This is a genomic window from Streptomyces sp. NBC_00513, assembly GCF_041431415.1.
In the GTDB taxonomy this organism is placed as follows: Bacteria; Actinomycetota; Actinomycetes; order Streptomycetales; family Streptomycetaceae; genus Streptomyces.
Map to the genome: position 1 here is coordinate 3,005,545 of NZ_CP107845.1, position 21,095 is coordinate 3,026,639.

Genomic DNA, 21,095 nt, shown 5'->3' on the forward strand with positions numbered 1-21,095 from the left:
TGCGGCGGCGCAACGACGCCCGAGGCCGGCCGGGGACGGTGCGGCGGCAAAGGACGCGACGCGCGACCGTGAGGCGGAAGGCCGAACGGAACCCGTGCGGCGTCGTCAGACGGGCCGGACCAGCAGGGCGCCGAGGCCCCCGGTCCCGCCGGGGCGGCGCATGGCGACGGACCCGTACGGGGTGCGCAGCCGCAGCCAGCCCCCGGATGCCAGCAGCGCCACCGGTGCGGGGGCCGCGGGCGGCCCGGTGGGGCCGGCGGGCACGGAGGCCCGTACCGGCCGCAGGAAGCCCAGGGACTGTGCGGCGTGCACGGCGCGCAGCGGAAGTTCGGTGTCACCCAGCGTGCGGGACCAGATCTCGCGGCCGATGCGGTCGCGCTCGGACCGGGTCCGGTGCTGCGGGGGCAGGGCCTCGTCCCGGGCCCGGAACTCGGCGACGGCGCCCGCCACGACGGCCCGCATCGCCTCGGGGCTCGGCAGGCCCGCCACCGGCTCCCAGCCGCCGCGCGGAGGCAGTACGCCCGCCCAGGGCGGCCCGGTGACCGGGCCGGGCACGACGATGCTCGCGGCGCCCTCGTCCACCGATTCCAGCAGCTCACCGGCGGACACCGTCAGGTCCAGGGGCGTCCCGACGGGCGCGGCGAGGCGCACGGTGCGGACGGCCAGTACCTCGAAGGAGGGCGGCCGCCCGAAAACGGCGAGCGCGCCGCCGCCCGCCCGCGCCTGAAGGCGGACGGCGGCGGCGCGGTCGTAGTGCACCAGCCGGCCCAGGAAGGCGGCGAGGTCCGCCGCCTCCCCGGCGTCGGCGCAGTGCAACCGGTCGTTCATGCCGCGATGCGCCCTTCCGAACCCTTGGCGCGCTTGGCGTCGCGGGGCTCGTCCAGGTACTCCTCCAGGAAGCTCCGCTCCTCGGCCGTGATGCGGCGGGGCCGCCCCGCGGCGAGGTCGTACGGCACGACCACGGTCTCGGCGCGCACGTAGACCGTCTCGGGCGTGGACTCGGTCGCCTCGTCCTTGACCTCGTAGCGGATGGTCAGGGACGCGGCGCCTATCCGGGTCACCCAGGACTCGATCAGCACCGGCTCGTGCCGGTGCACGAGAGGCAGCTTGTAGTCGATCTCGTGACGGGCCACGACGGAACCGCCCGTGAAGGACTCACTGCCCTCCCCGGGCGCCAGGCGGAACATGAAGTCGATGCGCGCCTCCTCCAGGTAGCGGAGGAAGACGACGTTGTTGACGTGCCCGAAGGCATCCATGTCCGCCCAGCGGAGGGGGCACCTGTAGTGGTGTCTGGCCATGGTCCTCGACCTCAGCCTCGGGTCAGCTTCTTGTAGGTGGCGCGGTGCGGACGGGTCGCGTCCACGCCGAGACGCTCGACCTTGTTCTTCTCGTACGACTCGAAGTTGCCCTCGAACCAGTACCACTTGGAGTCACCCTCGTAGGCGAGGATGTGGGTCGCGACCCGGTCCAGGAACCAGCGGTCGTGGGAGATGACCACGGCCGCGCCCGGGAATTCGAGGAGCGCGTTCTCCAGCGAGGACAGGGTCTCGACGTCGAGGTCGTTGGTGGGCTCGTCGAGGAGCAGCAGGTTGCCGCCCTCCTTGAGCGTCAGCGCCAGGTTGAGGCGGTTGCGCTCACCACCGGACAGGACGCCCGCGGGCTTCTGCTGGTCCGGGCCCTTGAAGCCGAAGGCGCTGACGTACGCGCGGGACGGCATCTCGACCTGGCCCACGTTGATGTAGTCCAGCTCGTCCGACACGACCGCCCAGAGGGTCTTCTTCGGGTCGATGTTGGCGCGGCTCTGGTCGACATAGCTGATCTTGACGGTGTCGCCGACCTTGATGGCGCCGGAGTCCGGCGTCTCCAGGCCCTGGATCATCTTGAACAGCGTGGTCTTGCCGGCGCCGTTGGGGCCGATGATGCCGACGATGCCGTTGCGGGGCAGCGTGAACGACAGGTCGTCGATCAGGACCTTGTCACCGAAGGCCTTGGAGAGGTTGTTGACCTCGACCACGATCGAGCCCAGACGCGGGCCCGGCGGGATCTGGATCTCCTCGAAGTCCAACTTGCGCATCTTGTCCGCTTCGGCCGCCATCTCCTCGTAGCGGGCGAGGCGGGCCTTGGACTTCGTCTGACGGCCCTTGGCGTTGGAGCGGACCCACTCCAGCTCTTCCTTGAGGCGCTTCTGGCGCTTCTCGTCCTTGCGGCCCTCGACCTTGAGGCGGGTGGCCTTCTTCTCCAGGTAGGTGGAGTAGTTGCCCTCGTAGGCGATGGCGCGGCCGCGGTCGAGTTCGAGGATCCACTCGGCGACGTTGTTCAGGAAGTACCGGTCGTGGGTCACGGCGATGACGCAACCCTTGTACTGCGAAAGGTGCTGCTCCAGCCAGTTCACCGACTCGGCGTCGAGGTGGTTGGTGGGCTCGTCGAGGAGGAGCAGGTCCGGGGCCTCGATCAGCAGCTTGCACAGCGCCACGCGGCGCTTCTCGCCACCGGAGAGGTTGGTGACGGGCCAGTCGCCGGGCGGGCAGCCCAGGGCGTCCATGGCCTGCTCCAGCTGGGCGTCGAGGTCCCAGGCGTTGGAGTGGTCCAGGTCTTCCTGGAGCTTGCCCATCTCGTCGAGGAGCGCGTCCGTGTAGTCGGTCGCCATCAGCTCGGCGACCTCGTTGAAGCGGTGCAGCTTCTTCATCGTGTCGGCGGCGCCGTCCTGGACGTTCTCCAGGACGGTCTTCGACTCGTCGAGCTTGGGCTCCTGCATCAGGATGCCGACGGTGAAGCCGGGCGAGAGGTACGCCTCGCCGTTGGACGGCTGCTCCAGGCCCGCCATGATCTTCAGAACGGTGGACTTACCGGCGCCGTTCGGGCCGACCACACCGATCTTCGCGCCGGGCAGGAAGTTCAGGGTGACGTCATCAAGAATCACCTTGTCGCCGTGCGCCTTGCGCGTCTTGCGCATGGTGTAGATGAACTCAGCCAAGAGAAACCGTCCGGCAGATCGATGGGTGGGCAGATACACCCCATCTTGCCAGTCGTCCATAGCTACGGGCGAATGGGTAGGTCAGGCCCCCCTGACCCCGGCCGCCTCGGACCGGCCCGGCCGGCGGGGGCCGACGCCGATCGTCGGAGCCCGCCACGGCGGCGCGAACGCGAGCCGCGCCTTCCGATCACCCGGCAGGATGACGCCAGGTTCTGGGTCGATCCCTCGGAGGAAACGTGGACAACGCCTGGCTGGCGCTCGCCGGCACGACCATCGCCGTGGCGGGCACTCTCGTCGCCCCCATCGTGTCGCAGCGGCTGCTCGCACACGCCGAATCCGATCGCCACGAACGCCAGGAACGGGCGGCCGACGCCCAGTGGGTCCGCGAGCAGCGAGTCGTCGAGCTGGGCAAGCGGCGCGACTGTTACGTGAACGCGAACTCCGGGTACCGCCGCCACCGCATAGAACTCATGAAGTACCTCTGGCTCGTCCACAAGCGGGGCGACACCGCGGAGGAGCGGACGGCCCTGGAGGACGCACGTCACGCGATGCACGCGTACTTCGCCGAGGCCCAGATGGTCGCCTCCGATTCCGTCCTCGCGGAGCTGGACGCCCTGGGACAGACCCTTGCCCACCTCTACGACCGGATCATGCGCCTGGAGGAGGGCGACGCGGCACCCGACGACTCGTTCGAGGAGATACGGACCGACCTGCTGCGGGCCAACGCGCAGTGGGTGATCATGCGCGGTGAGATGCGGGCCGACCTGGGAGTGGACTCACGGCCGGCAGGCAGCTCGACGACGGCCCCTGAGTCTCCCGCCGTCACCGCCGGCGCCGACGGCCTACGGGCGGCCCAGCCGGGGTGAGGCAGTCCCCGCCCGTGATCCGGGCGCCGGGAGCGCTTCCCCGCGATCCCTTGCCGGCGCGCGGGCCGATGGGCCGATGGGCCGATGCGGCCGGGACACGGCCGCGCCCCGGCGCGTGGGTGGCGCCGGGGCGGGTGGGCTGGGCGGGTGTGAGCCGGGGGGTGCGGTCGTCGCTCCGGGGGCGTCAGCGCGGGCGGTAGACGGTGAGGGCTTCCGGCAGCTCGTCGAGCACGAAGGCGGTGGGGGCCTTGGCGTACTCGCCGTCGTAGGCGAGGGGGGTGCCGGGCGGCACGTCCGAGATCCGCAGGCTCCGCAGGCGGGTGGCGGTGTGGACCGGGGAACGGCTGAGGGGCCCGGTGAAGGCCGCGGCCAACAGTCGCGGGCCGGGACGGCCGCCGCCGAAGACGAGCCGTACGTCGAGGAGGCCCTCGCCGAGGTTGTCGCGGCGCCTGGGTGCGGGGCCGCTGCCGTGGTACGTCCCGTTGCCCGCGAACAGCAGCCAGACGCTGCGCGGTCGCCCGGCGAGGCTCAGCCGTACGGGCCGCTCGGCCCGCAGCACCCGCCACGCCGCCAGCAGCGCGGCCGGGCCGCTCCCGATTCGGGGCGCCCACCGCAGCCGGTGTCGCAGCAGCTCGGGGTAGGCGCCGATGCTGAAGTTGTTCAGGAAGTATCCCGACTCCTCGCGCCCGGGCTCGACACCGGACTCGGGGACGTCCTCCGCCCCCTCGTCGAGAACGGAGTGTCGCCGCGGGCCGGGGGTGAAGCGTCCGACACCGACACGGACCGCGTGCCCGTCGGCCACCGCCCGACAGGTGTCCTCGATTCCGGCGAGCCCGAGGTCGAGGGCGAAGTGGTTCAGGGTGCCGCCGGGGAACACCGCGAGCGGCACCCCGGCGCGCAGCGCGGCGGTGGCCGCCGCGTTGATGGTGCCGTCGCCGCCGCAGACGCCGAGCACCTGGGCCCGGGAGGCCGCCGCGGCCAGTTCCGACTCCAGCTCGGTGCTCTCGCACTGGACCAGCTTCGCCTTCGGAAGCCGGCGCTCGAGGACGTCGAGCCCGGCGAAGGCGGCGGTACCCGAACCGGAGTTGATCACGACCGTCAGGCCGTCCCCGTCCGGCAGCGCGGGCGCCCCGGCGTCCGGCCGTTCGTCGCCCGGTACGACCCGGGCCTCCTGGACGTCACGCGCGAGCCGTCGCACGAGGAACCCGGCGGCCACCCCGAGCGCCGCGCCCGCCACCACGTCGGACGGGTAGTGCACCCCGGTGTAGACGCGGGAGAACGCGACCGACGCGGCGACCGGGGCCAGCGCGAGCCCCCACCCCGGCGCCTCCAGCGCCAGCCCGGCGGTGAAGGCGAACGCCGAGGCCGAGTGCCCGGAGGGGAACGAGGTGGTCTGCGGCTGGGTGCGCAGCTGCCGGGTGGCGGGCACCCCTTCCAGCACGGGGCGACGCCGTCGTACGGACCACTTGCCGACGGTGTTGATCGTCGCCGAGGCCAGCGCGAGGGAGGTGACTCCCCGCACGGCGGCCTTGCGTGTCCGGGCGGAGCCGAAGGCGGCGAGCGCGGCGGCGGTCCCGCCCCACAGGACGCCGTGGTTCGCGGCCCGACCCAACCTCGGCAGCACCCGGTCGGCCCCGGGCCAATGGCGGCGGGCCACCGCGTCGAACAACTGCCGGTCCCATCGCGCGACCGACCCCTGCCAGGTCAATTCCTGTTCAGCCATTGTCAGCGCCTACCCCGCGCCGAGGATCCGGAACCAACCCCACCCGCCACCCGGGCCACCGGGCACGGGCGCCCCTCTCGGACCGCGTCGGGGGCGCGAGACCGGGCCCCCGTTCGACCGAGGCGAGTCGGGGGAGGCGACCCGCCCGGGGCGCCCTAGACCTCGTCCTGCTCGCCCTCCAGCGGCCGCTTGCGCAGCAGCAGGACGACCATGCCGCCCAGCACCACCAGGCCCACCGCGAGGGAGGCGATCACCGGGGTGGCCGCCGAGCTGCCACTGGTCGCGAGGCGTTCGCCGGCCGGGGAGTCCTCGCTCTCGGTGGTGGGCTCGGAGCCGGCCGACGGTACGGCCGTACCGGACACGGCGCCCATCGGTACCGGTTCGGGCGCGGGCCAGAGCGCCGTCGCGGTGGCGGTGGTCGCGGATTCGCTGGAGCCCGCCACGATCTGCGCCTGGTTCGGGACGCCGTTGGCGAAGAGCCGTCCGACGGGAACCTTGGTGGAGCCCTGCACGACGACCGAGGCGAGCCCCTCTGCCGTGCCCGGCGGCACCTCGAAGTACAGCCGGGTGCCGTCGGCGGCGGCGGTCAACGGCCGCCCCTGCTCGTCGACCACCCGCACGCCCATGGCCATCGCCGCCGCGTCGGGGGTGACCGTCACGCTCTGGGCGCCGGTGCGCACCGTGACCGGGCCGAGCCGGCTGCCGACGGCCCCCGTCACCGGACCCGACACCTCGCCGGGGTCCAGTGCCAACGAGGGCGGCGGTTCCGCCATCCGGCCCGCCTCCCGCTGGAGGTAGTCGGCGAGTTGTTCCGCCGCCGGGTCGGAGGCTTCCACCTGCGCCCCGTCCGCCAGCCGCCAGATCGCCACCTGTGTTCCGGCGGCGGCGCTCTCCGCGGTGAGGGGGGCGGCGCCGGCCGTCTTGGAGAGCTCCGCCAGGTCGTTGAGCTGCGGGTAGGAGTGCTCCAGCACCCAGCGGATCCGGCCCGCGCCGTCCTTGCCTTCGAGGGGGCTGCCGTTCCAGCCGCTCTCGGTGTACCGGGCCTCGGGCTGCGCGTAGCCCGCGACGCCGACCCCGTAGGTCTGGAGCATGCCGCCGCCGTCCACGCGCATCTCGTGCAGTCCGGCCGGGACCTGCCGTACGGCTCCGTCGCCGGTGCGCAGGACGGCCTGCCCGTAGGTCTTCAGGCCGTCCAGCACGGCGCTCGCACCCTCCGGGGCCCGGCCCGGAGTGGGCTCGGAGTCCGCCGCCACCGCGGCGCCGGGCGTGGCGGCCAGGGCCGCGGCCAACAGCGCCACCGCCGCCAACGACCGGCGTGCGGAGCCCCGTCCGGGAACGGCGGCGGGGCCGATGACGGGCGCGGCGAGGGCGGGATCGGGAACGGAGGATGCGGGAACAGCGATCGACACAGTCTTCCCCTTCGGGCCGAGGACCCGGGTGCCGAGGACCCGGGTGCCCGTGAGTACCGGGGAATCCTAACCGCCTCGAACACTCAGACCACCGCCGCCTTCTGAGGCGCCATCAGCGGGGTGTCCGTTTTGACCACGCGCCGGAAGGCGGCCGTCCCCCGATTGAGGTCGTGTCCGATGACGACGGCCTCGATGTCCGCGGAGAACCACCGCGCCCCGTCACCGTCGGGCGGATCGTCTCGGACCCGCAGCCTTCCGTGCACCACGAGGGGTTCGCCGACGGACACGGAACTCGCCAGGTTCAACGCGAGGGTCCGTCGTGCCCAGATGGTGAAGAAGCTGGTCGAGCCGTCGGACCAGGTGTCCGTCCGCCGGTCGAAGTACCTCGGTGTGACGGCGAATCGGAACCTCGCCGACGGGCCGGTCGGCGTCTCCTTGAAGTCGATCCGCGTCGCCACGTGTCCCACCAGCGTCACCAGGGTGTCGTTCATCCCGGTCGCCCTCCCCCGCGTGCCACACCCGTGCGGACCGTCCGCACGAGGTGTGACCATGCTGGCCCGGCGACCCGGATCCCGCTCCGGCCTGTGGACTACTGACGGGTTGTGGAAAACCTCGCCACCGTCGCGTACTGCTCGCGCACCTCCCGGTAGCGCAGCAGCTCGGCCGCGACGGGCTCCAGCACCCGGGCCCGCCCGCACCCTGCCGCCGCCTGCCGCAACCGGCGTTCCGCGTCCTGGCCGTACCTGCGGGCCGGGCCCCGGGCGGCGATCGAGCAGGCCCATTCGACCAGCGGCCCGCCGACGATGCCCGCCGCCATCAGCAGCACCGGCGGCATCAGGTGCGGTGGCAGCACCCCGGCGATCTGCCCGACCAGCCACAGGCCGCCGTAGATCTGGAGCAGGGTCATCGCGGCCTGGGCCAGCACCGCGACGGGCCACCAGCCGGGGCGCGGCGGTTTGACGTGGGGCACGGCGACCGCCGTGCCCACGGTCACCGCGATCTCGTCCAGTGCCTCCGGCAGCCGGTCGGCGCCGCGCACCGCGGTCTCGCGGACCGCCTGGGCCCAGGGATCGGGCAGTCCGATGACCGCCTCGTCCGCGACCGTCCGTACGGCCTGCTCCACCCGCTGGCGGGCGGTGACCTCCTCCTCGACGGGGAACTCGGTCGCCGTCGGGGTCCGTCCGATCGCGGCGAGGGCGGCCAGACCCGCCAGGGAGCGCGGGGCGCGCCGGCTCTCGTACCAGCGCCACAGCCGCAGCCACGGCGTCCCGCAGGCCTTGCCGGCGTTGCGCCGCCAGGCCCGTTCGGCGGCGAGACCGGCCGCGTACGCGCCGACGGCCTCGGCGAGCCGGTCCTCGAACTCGGCGCGCGCCACCTCCCCGATCTCGGGCCCGGGGTGCCCGTCGGCGACGTACAGCGGCCTGAGGCGCAGCGCGGCCCGGTCGACGTCGGCGGAGATCCGCCGGGTGGCCGCGCCCTTCTCCTGGGTGAACTGTCCGAGCAGCTCGCGCAGTTCCCCGACCCCTTCACCCGTCAGGGCGGAGAGTCCGAGGACGGTCGCCCCGGGTTCGCCGTGTTCCCCCAGGGCGATCCCGTCGTCGTCCAGCAGTCGTCGCAGGTCGTCGAGGACGAGGTCGGCCGACTCGCCGGGCAGCCGGTCCACCTGGTTCAGCACGACGAACGTCACCTCGGCGTGCCCGGCCAGCGGGCGCAGGTACTTCTCGTGGAGGACGGCGTCGGCGTACTTCTCCGGGTCCACCACCCACACCACCGCGTCGACCAGCGCCAGCACCCGGTCCACGTGGTCCCGGTGGGCGCCGACGGCCGAGTCCAGGTCCGGCAGGTCCACGAGGACCATCCCCCGCAGCGCCTCGGCCTCCGAGGTCTCACGCGGCCTGCGTCGCAGCCGGCCGGGGATCTCCAGCCGGTCCAGCAGGCCCGCCGCGCCGTCCGACCAACTGCACGCGATCGGCGCCGCCGTGGTCGGCCGGCGCAGACCCGTCTCGGAGATCTGCACCCCGGCGAGTGAATTGAAGAGGGTGGACTTGCCGCTTCCGGTGGCGCCGGCGATAGCGACGACCGTGTGCTGGGCCGAGAGCCCGCGCCGCGCCGCAGCCTCGTCGAGGATCCTGCCGGCTTCGACGAGGGTCTTGCCGTCGAGGATCCGGGTCCTGGACAGTCCGATGAGCTGGCGCAGTGCTTCGAGTCGGGTGCGCAGGGCCCGCGCCTCGGGGCTGAGCGGGGGCGCGGGCACCTTGCCGCCGTCGCTGCCGGCGCCGGAGACGGCCCGTACGAGCGCGTCGTCGCCCTCCTCGTTGTCGATCCCGGGCCAGTCGTCGTCGGCGACCCGGGGGCGCGAGCGCGCGATGAGTCCGTCGTCCCAGCGGTCGTCGGTGCGGTCGGTCAAGGCGGTCACCGTGTCACCTCTCCTTCTGCAGTACGGACAACGCGGCGATCAGCTCGGCCTGTGGTTCCGGGGTCACTTCGAGGGCTTCCAGGGGGGCGAGGCGGCGGTCGCGTTCGGCACGCAACACCTGGTCCAGGTGTTCGCCGACCAGTTCGCCGCCGCGGTCCCGCAGCCGTACGGCGGCCTGTACGCCGATCCGCTCGGCGAGCTTCTCGCCCGCCGGGCGGGCCCGCTTGCCGCCGAGGAGGGCGGCGACCAACAGGGCCGCGACGCCGTCGGGGTCGGGCGCGGGCTGCTTGTCGAGCCGTGCGACCTCCTCCTCGGCGAGTTCCTCCAGGACGCGCCGCCAGCGCCGTACGGCCATGCCGATACGTTCCGCCGCCTCACGGTCGGGCGCCGGCAGCGAGACCGCGCCTGCCGCCGGTTCGCGCCGCCAGGCCTCCGCGATCCGCTCGTCGGCGGCGGCCACGGCGCACTGGAGCAGCGCGGCGAGCGACTCGGCGAGGGAGTCGAGAAGTTCGTCCGCGCTGGTGTCGAGGGGGTAGCCGCGCCATCTGGTCAGCGCGTCGCCGGCCAGGACCGCGCCCTTGTCGAGCCGGTTGCGCACCCGCTTGCCCTCGCGGCGGTACGCGTCCGTGACGGCCGATGTCAGCCGTACGGCGGCGGCGTGCTGGGCGGCCACCGCGGAGGCGAGTTCCGGCATCCGGCGGTTGAGGGAGTCCAGCGCGCCCAGCGCGGTCCGCCCGACGGCGTACTGCCGGGCGGCGGGGTCCTGGGCGTGGTGGCTGAGCCACGCGAAGAGCGGCGCGACGGCGCTGGCCGGCAGCAACCCGCCCCCGCCGGTGGACTCGGGCAGCTCGGGCACCGTGAACCGGGGCACGTCGCCGAGCCCGGCCCGGGTGAGCAGGGCCCCGTACTGCCGGGAGACGTCGGCGAGCACCTGGTGCGGTACCCGGTCGAGCACCGTGACCAGGGTGGCCTTGTACTGCTTGGCGGTGCGCAGCAGGTGCCAGGGGACGGCGTCGGCGTACCGCGAGGCGGTGGTGACCATCACCCAGACGTCCGCGGCGCAGATGAGGTCGGAGGCGAGGGTGCGGTTCTCGACGACGAGGGAGTCGATGTCGGGGGCGTCGAGGATGGCGAGCCCGCGCGGCAGGTTCGAGACGGTCTCGATCCTCAGTTCGCGGGTGGCATGGGTGTTCCCGCGGGGGGGCTTCCTGGTCGCGGGAGGGGACTCGTCCTCCTCGTGGGGCACCCAGACCCGGATCAGATCGGGCAGGACGCGCATACCGGCGAACCAGTGATGATCATCCGGATGGCAGACAAGCACCGGGGTTCGTGTCGTGGGACGCAACACCCCGGCTTCGCTGACCTGCCTCCCCACGAGGGAGTTGACGAGGGTGGACTTGCCGGCCCCGGTGGACCCGCCGACGACGGCGAGCAGCGGCGCCTCCGGCGCCTTCAGCCGGGGAACGAGGTAGTCGTCGAGCTGCGCGAGCAGCTCGGCTCTGGTCTGGCGGGCGCGCGGAGCGCCGGGCAGGGGCAGCGGCAGACGCACGGACGCCACCCGGTCGCGCAGGGCGGACAGGGCATCGAGCAGCTGAGGCCGAACATCCAAGGTCACCACATGCGAAGAATGCCCAATTTAGGACCATTTTTGAAGCTTATACGCCCTCTGCGCGCCGACCGCCACCCCGGAGAGACATCCCGGGACACGGCGGACGAGCGGGACGCAGGCATAACGAGTGCACAACACCCGGGGCGTCGCGGCGCAAAAGCGGTGCGAAAATCGCACCTGCCTGCGATTATCGGGACCGCTTCACCGAACCTCCACATCGTGGCACGCGGGTGAAGCAACCGGGACAAGGTGACTGGAGCCCTATCCTTGACCCGGCAAGGCCCACCGTCCCACCCACACCTTGGGCCTCCAGGCCACCACGGCCACCTTTCGGCCCCCGTAGCTCAGTGGATAGAGCAGGTGCCTTCTAAGCACTTGGCCGCAGGTTCGAGTCCTGCCGGGGGCACCACTTCTCCACCCCTCGAAGCCCTCCCGCACGGGAGGGCTTTCGTGCAGGTCAGGGGCACATTGGCCGGTACGCCGTCGGGCGCTTCTCCCCGTCGCCCGGTGTTGAACGCCCCCTCGCGGAGAGCCGTTCGAACCCCGCACGGCCGGGAACGCTCGGGGGAGGTCCTCGGCGGCGCGCCGGTCGCGGCGGCCATCGCGCTCGCGATCGTGTCGCGGTCATCGCCCGAGGCTCCGTCCCGACCCGTCACGATTCACCGAATCGGAGCACCGCACATGCGGAACCACCCCGTCCTCGTCGTCGTCAGCGGGCCGCCCGCCACGGGGAAGAGCACGCTCGCCCGCCTCCTCGGCCAGGACCTGGGCTGCCCCACGATCATCCGTGACGAGATCAAACAGGGCATGGTCATGAACGCGTCCGACCATCAGGCGGGCGACGACGACCCGTTGAACATCCCCACCCTGGAGGCCTTCTTCCAGACCATCACCGTCCTCCTCCGGGCAGGCGTCACCCTTGTCGCCGAGGCCGCCTTCCAGGACCGGCTCTGGCGCCCCCGCCTGGAACCCCTCATGCCCCTCGCCGACATCCGCGTCGTTCGGTGCACCACGCCCACACCCGGCATCGTCGACCGCATCACCGAACGCGCCCGAACCGACGACCACCGCGCCGCCCACGCCGACGAGGCACTGCTCGCCGACATCGCCTCCGGTACCTACGACCCCGAGGAATTCGAGGCCATTCGCCTCGACGTACCGGCGCTGATCGTCGACACGTCGGACGGGTACGCACCAGGCCTGTGCGAGATCGAGGCATTTCTGGGATTCCCGTAGAACCGCCCCTCCTCAAGCGGGTCACGCCGGCGCGAGGCAACTGGAGCCGGTGGCAGGGAAGTACGTGTACATCTCGACCGTGAACGCGAACGCGCCTCGGCCGGTGGCGGTGGCGGTGCCTACAGGAGATCACGGCGACCACGGCGACCACGGCGACCGCAGCGACCCGAGAGGGGACAAATCGGCATTCCGGTTGAAGACGGAATGAATGTCGGATCATTCTGTCCGTCATGAGCCTCGTCTCCGCCGCCGCCCCCGACGTGTCCGATCCGCACGACTACGCCCTCGACTGGGCGTTGGTGGACGTGGAGACCTCCGGGTTGACGCCGCGACAACATCGGGTGCTCTCGGTGGCGGTGGTGACGCTCGCCCCCGACGGCCGACAGACGGGCGAGTTCTCGACCCTGCTCGACCCGGGCTGCGACCCCGGACCCGTCCACGTCCACGGACTGACCGCCGAGCGGCTGCGCGGGCAGCCCACCTTCGGGCAGGTCGCGGGGCGGATCGCGGAACTGCTCCAAGGCCGCGTCCTGGTCGCCCACAACGCCCAGTTCGACTACGACTTCCTGGCGCACGAGTTCGCGCGGGCCGGGGTGCACCTTCCCGTAGCGCGGCGGCTGTGCACGCTGGCGCTGAACCGGCGCGTGGACCCGCCGACCCCGGACCTGCGCCTGGGCACGCTGGCCGCCCACTACGGCGTGAAGCAGACCAGGGCGCACGACGCGCTCGACGACACCCGGGTCCTCGCCGGAATCCTGCGCGCCACCCTGAAGGAGGCGGCCCGGCTGGACCTGTCGCTGCCGCTGGTCCCCTGCCCGCCCCGGCAGGACCCCCGGTTCGCCCCGAAGGCGCCCAAGGCCCCGTGTGCGTACCGCAACCCCGGGAGGCCGGCCGCGGGCGGTCCCCTGGTCCAGGGCATGAAGGTCGCCATCACGGGTGACACCGAGACCGCGCGCGTCGACCTCGTGGCGCGGTCCGTCGCCGCTGGCCTGAACGTGATGGGCTCCGTCAGTCGACACACCAGCGTCCTGGTCACCAACGACACCGCCTCGGGGTCCACCAAGGCCCGGCGGGCGATCACGGAGGGCGTCCCGGTCGTCGACGAACGCGCCTTCCTCCGACTGCTGGACGACGTACGGCCGGGAACCCCGCACGAGAAGCCGGCCGCCGCGGAACCGGCGGCGACGACGGGCACGGGGACGGCGACGAGGGGGACGGCCGCAGAACCGGCGACGGGCACGGTGACGGCCGCGATCCCGAATCAGGTGACGCCGGCCGCGCGGCCCGCGCCCGCCGCCGCACCCGCGCCGCCCACACCTCCCGCCACGCCCCCGCGCCGGGCCGAGACCTCGGCCGGGGTGCGGCCGTTGAGCGGCCGGCGCGTCCTGGTCCTGGGCGGAACGCATCCGGTCTCCTCGCGGGCCCGGGGCCGCATCGTCGAACTCGGCGGGTCCGCCGCCGTCAATCTCTCCGCGAGCGTCACGGACGTCGTGCTCCTCCCGGGCGCCGAGACCGACCGGCGCATGGCCCGGATCACCTCCCTGCTGATCCCGACGCACGACGCGCACTGGCTCACCGCGCCCGGAACGGCCCCCGACGCCACCCGCGATGCCTCACCGGCCGACTCCCCCGCCGGCGACGAGCGGGCCCGGTCCCCGCGGGTCCTGCCGCGGGGCGGGGTGATCGACCTTCCCCGTACGGGAACGGAGTTCCGCTGGGACGTGGGCGCTTCCTGGGCCCAGCAGACGCGTTGCGAGATCGACGTGGTCGCCTTCGTCGTCGACGAGGACGAACAGGTCTCCTGCGACGAGGACTTCGTCTTCTACGGCGCCCCGGAGAACCCGAACGGATCCGTACGGCTGCTCAGCGACGGGCCGACCGAGCAGACGATCGGCGTCGACCTCGCCGCCATGCCGCCGGCCGCCCGCCGGGTCGTCGTGTGCGCCGCGATCGACGGCGCGCCCGCCTTCGGCGAGGTCGGCGCCGTCCAGGTCACCGTGGCATCGGGCACGGGCGCGATGCCCCTGGCGCAGGTCACGGTGGACGCCGCCACGACCGAACGCACCATGGTCCTCGCGGAGATCTACCGCCGTGGCCCGCTGTGGCGCTTCCGCGCCGTCGGCCAGGGTTACGACCACGGCCTGGCGGCCCTCGCACGGACCTACGGCGTCGACGTCGCCGACTGAGTCCCGACCGCGGGCTGGTTCCGGTCCCCGGCACGCGGCCCCGCGTACCAGCGGTCGAGAAGCGTCTGAGGCGCCGGCTCGACCCGGACGAGGTCCGGAAGATCGACGCGGCCTCCCATCGCGTCGTCGCCATGCTCGACCGTCCGGCCACCCCCACCTTCCGTTCCCGCGCGTGGCATCCGGGAGGACGACCCCGCCGTCGTCGGGGAGTTCCACGGGCTCTGGGACGAGGAGTCGCGGCGCGTGACGCCGCGGGACGGGAGCCTCCCGCTCGACTTCGCGTCCGTGCGCGACGCCCTGGAGCCGGTGGTCTCCGGAACGCGCTTCGCCATGGACCACTACCGCAGCACGGATCGCCTCGACTACGACTGCGGGCATCGGGGCTCGCGGCTCAGGGGCCGGGGCTCCGGGGTGACTGGGGGCTCCCGGGGGTCTCGGGGTTCCGGCGGTCCTCGGCGGCGTCGCGGTCCGCGCGCCACGTCGCGACCTCGGCCTCGATGTCGAAGGTGCCCAGGTTGAGGGGCGGCCCGGGCGGGGGCATGCGCAGGGCCTTGCCGATCTTCTGGTTGATCACCGTGAGGATGTCCCGCACCTGTCGTTCGGACCGTGCCGCCCGGACCGCCTCCTTCGCGTCCTCGGCCTCCTTGCGCAGCGCGAGCGAGGGGGGAAGCGGGGAGAAGCCCTCGCGGTGCAGCTTGCCCTTGATCCACCAGAGTTCGTCGTAGGGGGCGTCGAGCGAGGCCAGCGGCTTGCCGTAGCCCGGCAGGTTCTCGAATTCGCCCCGCTCGGCGGCCTCCCGGATCTGCCGGTCCACCCAGGTCTCGATGCTGACGCCCGTCGGCTTGCGCTCGGTCACGGTTCCTCCTCGGACACGAGGACCCTCGCCCGCGGGGATCCCTGTACGACGAACTGCTCCTGCCATCCAGCCTAGGCGGTCGCTTCAGGATTGTGTCGGGGCGGGCTTCGTGCCTGGTGAGGGCGGTCGAGCCGCTCTCAGGTATGAGGCCTTGTCAGACTTCCGGCAGACTCCCGGTTCGTCCTGGGGAGGGACGCGCGCGACGCCTCCCGACCGGAACACTCATGACTATGAAACGCCGCCCTCTCGTCATCGCCGCCGCCACCGTGGGAGCCCTCGCCACTGCCGCTTTCGCGCTGCCGAACCTCCCGCCCAACCCGGTCACCGACACCCTCAACGACCGCGTGTTCAAGGAGAAGAGCAAGCGCTTCGCCACCGTGGCGGACGCGCCGACCCGAGGGGGGCGGACGTTCTCGCTGCCCGGCTGGATACCGAAGGACGCCACCGACATACGCATACAGGCGCGCACCAGCGGTGAGGCCCGGCTGATCCGGTTCACGCTGGGCGAGACCCCGCTGGACGGCCCGCAGTGCACCACGGGCACCCCCAAGGCCGTGCGCAGCCCTCATCTGGGTGCCCGGTGGTGGCCGGGCGACACCCGCCGGGACGAGCGCACCGAGTGCCGGGGCGTGCACCAGTACCAGGTCGCGGTGCGCGGCAAGAAGGTCTACGCCTGGACCGACGGGACCCGCTCACCCGGTGTCGAGTCGCGGGACGGCGCCCCGGCAACCGTCCACGCGGTGCGGGTCGGCGGCTGACGGCGGGGGCGTACACGGTTCGCCGCGTACCGCGTGCCGCCCTGCCGCGTACCGTCTGACGCCCTGCTGCCCTGCCGCGTACCGTCTATCGCCCTGCTGCCCTGCTGCCCTGCCGCGTACCGTCGTCGCCCTGCCGCCCGGCGCCCGGCGCCCGCCGTCAAGTGCCGTGGACGGTGGTGAGCTCGGTGAGGCCGGAGATCGTCAGGACGGGTTCCAGGAGGGGGCCGGCGATGAGCTCGATGCGGTCGGCGTGTGGGAAGAGCACGCTGAGACCGGCGCTGTCGAGGTATTCGACCCCGGTGAGGTCGAGGACCAGGGGGCCGTCCGTGCCCGCGAGGGCGGCGGCCAGTTCCCTGGTGTTGCTCATGTCGATCTCGCCGACGGCGGTCAGCAGCGCGGTGCCGTCGGGCCGCCGTCCGGGGGTGAGGGTCAGGGGGGTGGTCATCAGGCGATCCTCGTATGCATGTCGACGGTGGTGCCGGACGGGCCGGGGGTGATGGTGACCTGCTGCATCACTGCGCGCATCAGGCCCATCCCGCGGCCGCGGTGGGTGTTGAGTTCCGGCTGCGGGGCTTTCCAGCGGCCGGTGTCGGCAATGGTCAGGTGCAGATTGTCGACGTACGCCTCGGCCCGGAGGTGGATGGCGTCACCGGGGGCGTCGCGGTGGCCGTGCTCGATGGCGTTGGCGCATGCCTCGCCGGCGGCGACCAGGACGTTCTGCACCGTGGTGGGGGGCAGGTCGCACTGGGCCAGCCAGCCGCGCAGCGTCTTGCGGACGGGGGCGAGCTGGGACGATTCGGCGGGGAAGGACATCTCAAGCGGGGCCGGGTGTCGGTAGAGCAGCAGGGCGACGTCGTCGTCGTAGCCGTCGACGGGCGCCAACCGGGACATGACGTGGGTGGCGAGGTCGTCGACCGAGGTGTCCCGGCCGTCCTGGAGCGCTTCACTGGCCTGGTCTATGCCCGCGCTGAGCGGGCGACGGCGGCGTTCGACGAGACCGTCGGTGTACAGCAGCAGGGTGGACCGGGCCGGGATGGTGCAGGAGCCTTCGGGGCGTTGGTTGCCGGGCCGGACGGCCAGCGGCAGGGAGCGCCCGTCCTCGAGGAGCCGGGTGGCGCCGTCGGGGCCGACGAGGATGCCGGGCGGGTGGCCGGCGCTGGAGTACGTCAGTTGCCCGGTCTCGGAGTTGAGCACGCCACAGAAAACGGTGGTGCAGACCGCGCCCGGCACACCGGCGGCGAACTGGTCGAGGGCCATCAGCGTCTGGGCGGGGCTGGCGTCCTGGAGCAACAGGGCGCGGCAGGCGCTGCGCAGTTGGCCCATGACGCTGGCGGCTTCGAGGCCCCGGCCGACGCAGTCGCCGACGACGATGCCGATACGGCCGTCGGGCAGGGTGACGGTGTCGTACCAGTCCCCGCCGACCTCCAGGGGCTGGGTCGCGGGTTCGTAGCGGACGGCGAAACCGGCGGGCAGTCGGGAGGGGCCCAGGATGGCGCGTTGCAGGGCGATGGCGGTCTCGCGCTGCTGATCGAACTGGTGTGCGCGGTTCAGTCCCTGGGCGAGGTGGCCGGCGAGGAGGGACAGCAGCAGCTGGTCCTCACCGGTGAAGGGCCGGTTCTCGCCGAGGTCCATCCACAGGACGAGCGGGCCTTCGGGGAACTCCAGGAGGATGCCGGCCCCGGTGGGGTCGGCGACCGGGGTCAGGATCGGTCCCCGGCGCAGGCCTTCGAGCGCCCCACGCCGGCCGGCGGGCAGTTCGGACCAGGCGGGCGGGACGTCGGTGGAGGTCAGTGTGGGTTCGTCGCCGTGGTCGAAGACCGCTGCCAGGACCGACCGGGCACGCCACAGCTTCTTCAGTTCGTCCAGCGCGCCGGCGAGTGCCTCGGGCACGCTGGTCGCCCGGGACAGGCAGGTGCCCAGAGCTGCCAGGGCGCTTTCGCGCTGGATGGCGTAGTGCTCGGCGGTCACGTCGCGGAAGGTGCCGACGGTCACGCGGCGCCCGGTGTCGGGATCGTCGACCTGGTTGAAGGTGGCCGTCGCCCACAGCCGGTGTCCGTCGCGGTGGGTGATCGGGATGGTGTACGAGCCCTTGGTGCTGCCCAGCAGCAGGGCGAAGGCCTCGCCGACCTGCCGGTGCGCCTCGGAGTCGGTGCCGGCGTCGGGCCACCAGGGGTGGGTCGGCCGGTAGGGCAGGCCCTCGGGGCCGTAGCCGAGGATGTCGGTGAAGGCGGCGTTGATCTCGATGACGGCGCCGTCCTCGTCGCAGACGAAGAAGGCCTCCTGGAGGGAGTCCACCAGTGCGGTGCGCCAGCGGGCGTGGTGGTTGCGCAGCCGCGCCAGTTCGATGTTGGCCCTGACCCGGGCGAGGAGGTCGGCCGCGGCGAACGGTTTGACGAGGTAGTCGTCGGCGCCGGCGCGCAGGCCTTCGATGGACGCTTCCTGTCCGGCCCGGGCGGACAGCAGCAGCACGGGTACCGAGGCGGTGCGCGGGTCGGCCCGCAGCGCCGCGACCAGGGCGAGGCCGTCCAAGTGGGGCATCATGACATCGCTGACCACCAGGTCGAAGGCCTTCGCGCGGACGGCCCCCAGCGCCTGCCGGCCGTCGTTGACCGTGCTGACCTGGTAGCCGGCGCCGAGCAACAGGCGGCTGAGGTACTCGCGCATGTCGGCGTTGTCGTCGGCGACCAGGACGTGGACCGGGAGCGCAGGTCCGTGAGTCGGTCCGTGAGTCGGTCCGACGATGCCCTCCTCGATGTCCGTGACCGCGGCGGGCGTCGCCGCGGTCCGCTCGCCGGGCAGCCAGCGAAGGGCCTCCTGCACGAAGGGGTCGGTCGCGAGGGGGGCCGCGCCGGTGCCCGCCTCGGCGAGGACGGCGTCGGCGGGCAGGTGCGCGGTGCCGAAGGGCAAGCGGATGGTGAACCGGGTGCCGTGGCCCTCGGTCGATGTGGCGCCGATCTCGCCACCGTGCAGGCCGACCAGTTCCTTCACCAGGGCCAGGCCGATGCCGCTGCCCTCGTTGGAGCGGGCACGGGCGTTCTCGATGCGGTGGAACCGTTCGAACAGTCGGGGCATCTCCTGCGCCGCGACACCGATCCCGGTGTCGACGACGGTCACCACCGCCGCACCGTCCTCGGTACCCACGGCGATGCCGATCGAGCCGTCGAAGGTGAACTTCAGCGCGTTGCTGAGCAGGTTGAGGACGACCTTCTCCCACATGCTCCGGTCGATGAAGACCGGCTCGGGCAGCGGGGGGCAGTCGACCCGGAAGTCCAGGCCGGCCCTGTCGACGGCGGAGCGGAACACACTGGCGAGTTCACCGGTGACCGCGGCCAGGTCGACCGGCTCGTAGCCCGCCTGCATCCGGCCCGCCTCGATGCGGGAGAAGTCCAGCAGCGTGTTGACCAGCTTGCCCAGCCGCAGCCCGTTGCGGTGGACGACCTCCAGTTCCTCGCGCACGCCCGCGTCCGCGTCCGTGAGGCGCTCCCGCAGTTCCTCCACCGGCCCCATGATCAGTGTCAGGGGGGTGCGGAACTCGTGGCTGATGTTGGAGAAGAAGGCCGTCTTCGCCCGGTCCAGCTCGGCGAGTTCCTCCGCGCGCCGCTGCTGTGCCTGGTAGCTGCGGGCGCTGGCGACCCCGGTGGCGACATGCCCGGCGACCAGTTCCACGAAGCCGCGGTATCCGTCGTCCAGGTCCCGGTACCGGTTCAGGCCGACGACCATGAATCCGTACGGGGCGCCACCCTGCTGCCGCAAGGGCACGACCATTGCCTGGAGGGGTACTTCGGGCCGTTCCCCCGTCGGCAGGTCCGCGAACACGGTGCCGACCAACGGCACCAGCGCGGACTCGCCCCGAGCCGCGGCGGCGGTCGGCCACACCGTCTCGGAGCCCGGCGGGAGGTGGTCCACCGCGGCCGGGTGATCGTCGCGTATGCCGGTGGCCGCGGCCAGCGCGGCGCCGCCGTCCTCTTGGAAGAGGTACGTCAGCGTGAACGGCAGGTCGTACGGGTTGCGGCTCAGTTGCAGACGGGCGAAGTCGAGCATCTCCTGTTCGGTGCGCACCACGCTGGGGTCGGAGCCGAGGTCGCGGAGGGTGGCCATCCGTCGTTCGCCGATGACCCGGTCGGTCTCCTCGCTGACCACGCACAGCATGCCGACCACGTGCCCGGCGTCGTCGCGCAGCGGGCTGTAGGAGAACGTGTGGTAGCTCTCCTCGGGGTATCCGGAGCGCTCCACGAAGAGCAGCAGCGCCTGGTCCCAGGTCGCTTCCCCGGTGGTGAGCACGGTGTCGATGCGGGGGCCGATGGCGTCCCAGATCTCCGCCCAGACCTCGCTCGCCGGCCGGCCCAGGGCCCACGGGTACTTCCGGCCCAGGGTGTCGCGCCGGTAGGCGGCGTTGCAGAAGAACGTGAGTTCCGGTCCCCAGGCCATCCACATCGAGAACTTCGACGACAGGAGGATGCTCACGGTCGTCTTGAGGCTCTGCGGCCAGCCCTCGGGGTTCCCGAGCGGGGTGGTCGCCGCCCAGTCCACGAGGGCCAGATCCCGGCCGACCACCTCGTCGGCGGCGAACACGTCGGTTCCGGCCGGCGCCGTCGCCTGCGGATCGGCGTCCTCGGAACGCGTCACTGTCCATCCCTTCGTTCACGGCAGCCGACGCCCGGGCGTGGGCCCACCGGCGTCGAGCTCCTGTCCCCTGCGCGTCATGGCCGCCAGGACCGTGAGACACCCACCCGGCCGCCGGCCCGTCCGTAGGGGCTCGTTGACGTGATCCGTAGAATAGGACAGCGGCGCCTCGCACGAGGAGGCACGGCCAACGAGGCGGTGTGAGAGGCGGCATGAGGGGGACCGAGTACGTCGTCCACCGGGAGGTGGGGCCGCCACCGACCCCCGTGTGCCCGTCCGGGCAGTACCGGCCGGGCGGTTCCACGCCGCGGCGGCGATCGTCACGGCCGACGGGTACCACCCGGACACCGTCGACGTCCTCGACACCCGCGCCCCGCCCCACCGACGTCCGGCTCGCGCCCCTGCCGGACCCGGCGGCGCTCGCCCTGTCCGTTCCGCC

The 21,095-nt window shown here is 72.7% G+C and carries 15 protein-coding genes and 1 tRNA gene; 5 read left to right on the forward strand and 11 right to left on the reverse strand.

Features of this window, described 5'->3' with window-relative positions; translation table 11 throughout:
* Positions 1–105: 105 nt before the first annotated feature.
* Genes OHA84_RS13985 through ettA form a run of 3 tightly spaced genes read right to left on the reverse strand, consistent with a single transcriptional unit; the run spans position 106 to position 2,974 of the window.
* Positions 106–828, reverse strand: a complete 723-nt coding sequence (locus tag OHA84_RS13985; protein WP_266971461.1) for a hypothetical protein — start codon at positions 826–828, stop codon at positions 106–108.
* The gene (locus tag OHA84_RS13990; RefSeq protein WP_053674830.1) at positions 825–1,298 is read right to left on the reverse strand and encodes a thioesterase family protein; all 474 of its coding nucleotides are present in this window, start codon (positions 1,296–1,298) and stop codon (positions 825–827) included. The genes OHA84_RS13985 and OHA84_RS13990 overlap by 4 nt, the downstream gene beginning before the upstream one ends.
* 11 nt (positions 1,299–1,309) lie before the next feature.
* Positions 1,310–2,974 (reverse strand): energy-dependent translational throttle protein EttA, encoded by a 1,665-nt coding sequence (gene ettA / locus OHA84_RS13995; protein WP_078998307.1) that lies wholly within the window; start codon positions 2,972–2,974, stop codon positions 1,310–1,312.
* Between the two features lie 236 nt (positions 2,975–3,210).
* On the opposite strand from ettA, the gene OHA84_RS14000 reads away from it, so the two are divergent.
* Positions 3,211–3,840: a hypothetical protein gene (locus tag OHA84_RS14000; protein WP_266971459.1), complete on the forward strand. Its 630-nt coding sequence runs from the start codon at positions 3,211–3,213 to the stop codon at positions 3,838–3,840.
* Between the two features lie 184 nt (positions 3,841–4,024).
* On the opposite strand, the gene OHA84_RS14005 is transcribed toward OHA84_RS14000, so the two are convergent.
* The 5 genes from OHA84_RS14005 to OHA84_RS14025 all read right to left on the reverse strand — a co-directional run bounded on the left by OHA84_RS14005 (position 4,025) and on the right by OHA84_RS14025 (position 10,997).
* On the reverse strand, positions 4,025–5,563 hold the full coding sequence (locus OHA84_RS14005; protein ID WP_266971457.1) for a bifunctional phosphatase PAP2/diacylglycerol kinase family protein: 1,539 nt from the start codon (positions 5,561–5,563) through the stop codon (positions 4,025–4,027).
* A 155-nt stretch (positions 5,564–5,718) separates the two neighbouring features.
* Positions 5,719–6,915 carry a thioester domain-containing protein gene (locus tag OHA84_RS14010; protein ID WP_063839419.1) on the reverse strand — a complete coding sequence of 399 codons (1,197 nt, stop codon included), beginning with the start codon at positions 6,913–6,915 and terminating at the stop codon, positions 5,719–5,721.
* Between the two features lie 140 nt (positions 6,916–7,055).
* Positions 7,056–7,463: a single-stranded DNA-binding protein gene (locus OHA84_RS14015; RefSeq protein WP_266971455.1), complete on the reverse strand. Its 408-nt coding sequence runs from the start codon at positions 7,461–7,463 to the stop codon at positions 7,056–7,058.
* A 98-nt stretch (positions 7,464–7,561) separates the two neighbouring features.
* Positions 7,562–9,388 carry a GTPase gene (locus OHA84_RS14020; protein ID WP_053674821.1) on the reverse strand — a complete coding sequence of 609 codons (1,827 nt, stop codon included), beginning with the start codon at positions 9,386–9,388 and terminating at the stop codon, positions 7,562–7,564.
* 4 nt (positions 9,389–9,392) lie between these two features.
* Positions 9,393–10,997, reverse strand: coding sequence for a dynamin family protein (locus OHA84_RS14025; protein WP_053675021.1), 1,605 nt, complete (start codon positions 10,995–10,997; stop codon positions 9,393–9,395).
* 333 nt (positions 10,998–11,330) lie between these two features.
* On the opposite strand from OHA84_RS14025, the gene OHA84_RS14030 reads away from it, so the two are divergent.
* The 3 genes from OHA84_RS14030 to OHA84_RS14040 all read left to right on the forward strand — a co-directional run bounded on the left by OHA84_RS14030 (position 11,331) and on the right by OHA84_RS14040 (position 14,419).
* A tRNA-Arg gene (locus tag OHA84_RS14030) sits at positions 11,331–11,406 on the forward strand.
* Positions 11,407–11,678: 272 nt separating this feature from the next.
* Entirely contained in the window at positions 11,679–12,233 is a 555-nt protein-coding gene (locus OHA84_RS14035) for an AAA family ATPase (RefSeq protein WP_266947541.1), read from the forward strand.
* Between the two features lie 230 nt (positions 12,234–12,463).
* Complete coding sequence (locus OHA84_RS14040; RefSeq protein WP_266971453.1) at positions 12,464–14,419, forward strand: DEDDh family exonuclease; 1,956 nt, start codon at positions 12,464–12,466, stop codon at positions 14,417–14,419.
* Positions 14,420–14,810: 391 nt separating this feature from the next.
* Here OHA84_RS14040 and OHA84_RS14045 read toward each other — a convergent pair whose 3' ends face one another.
* On the reverse strand, positions 14,811–15,275 hold the full coding sequence (locus OHA84_RS14045) for a DUF1992 domain-containing protein (protein ID WP_266971451.1): 465 nt from the start codon (positions 15,273–15,275) through the stop codon (positions 14,811–14,813).
* Positions 15,276–15,505: 230 nt separating this feature from the next.
* Between OHA84_RS14045 and OHA84_RS14050 the strand changes: the two genes are divergently transcribed.
* Positions 15,506–16,033 (forward strand): hypothetical protein, encoded by a 528-nt coding sequence (locus OHA84_RS14050; RefSeq protein ID WP_053674810.1) that lies wholly within the window; start codon positions 15,506–15,508, stop codon positions 16,031–16,033.
* Between the two features lie 157 nt (positions 16,034–16,190).
* Here OHA84_RS14050 and OHA84_RS14055 read toward each other — a convergent pair whose 3' ends face one another.
* Both OHA84_RS14055 and OHA84_RS14060 read right to left on the reverse strand, forming a co-directional pair.
* Entirely contained in the window at positions 16,191–16,478 is a 288-nt protein-coding gene (locus OHA84_RS14055; protein WP_053674808.1) for an STAS domain-containing protein, read from the reverse strand.
* The gene (locus OHA84_RS14060) at positions 16,478–20,659 is read right to left on the reverse strand and encodes a SpoIIE family protein phosphatase (protein WP_266971449.1); all 4,182 of its coding nucleotides are present in this window, start codon (positions 20,657–20,659) and stop codon (positions 16,478–16,480) included. Before OHA84_RS14060 ends, OHA84_RS14055 begins: the two co-directional genes overlap by 1 nt.
* Between the last annotated feature and the right edge of the window lie 436 nt (positions 20,660–21,095).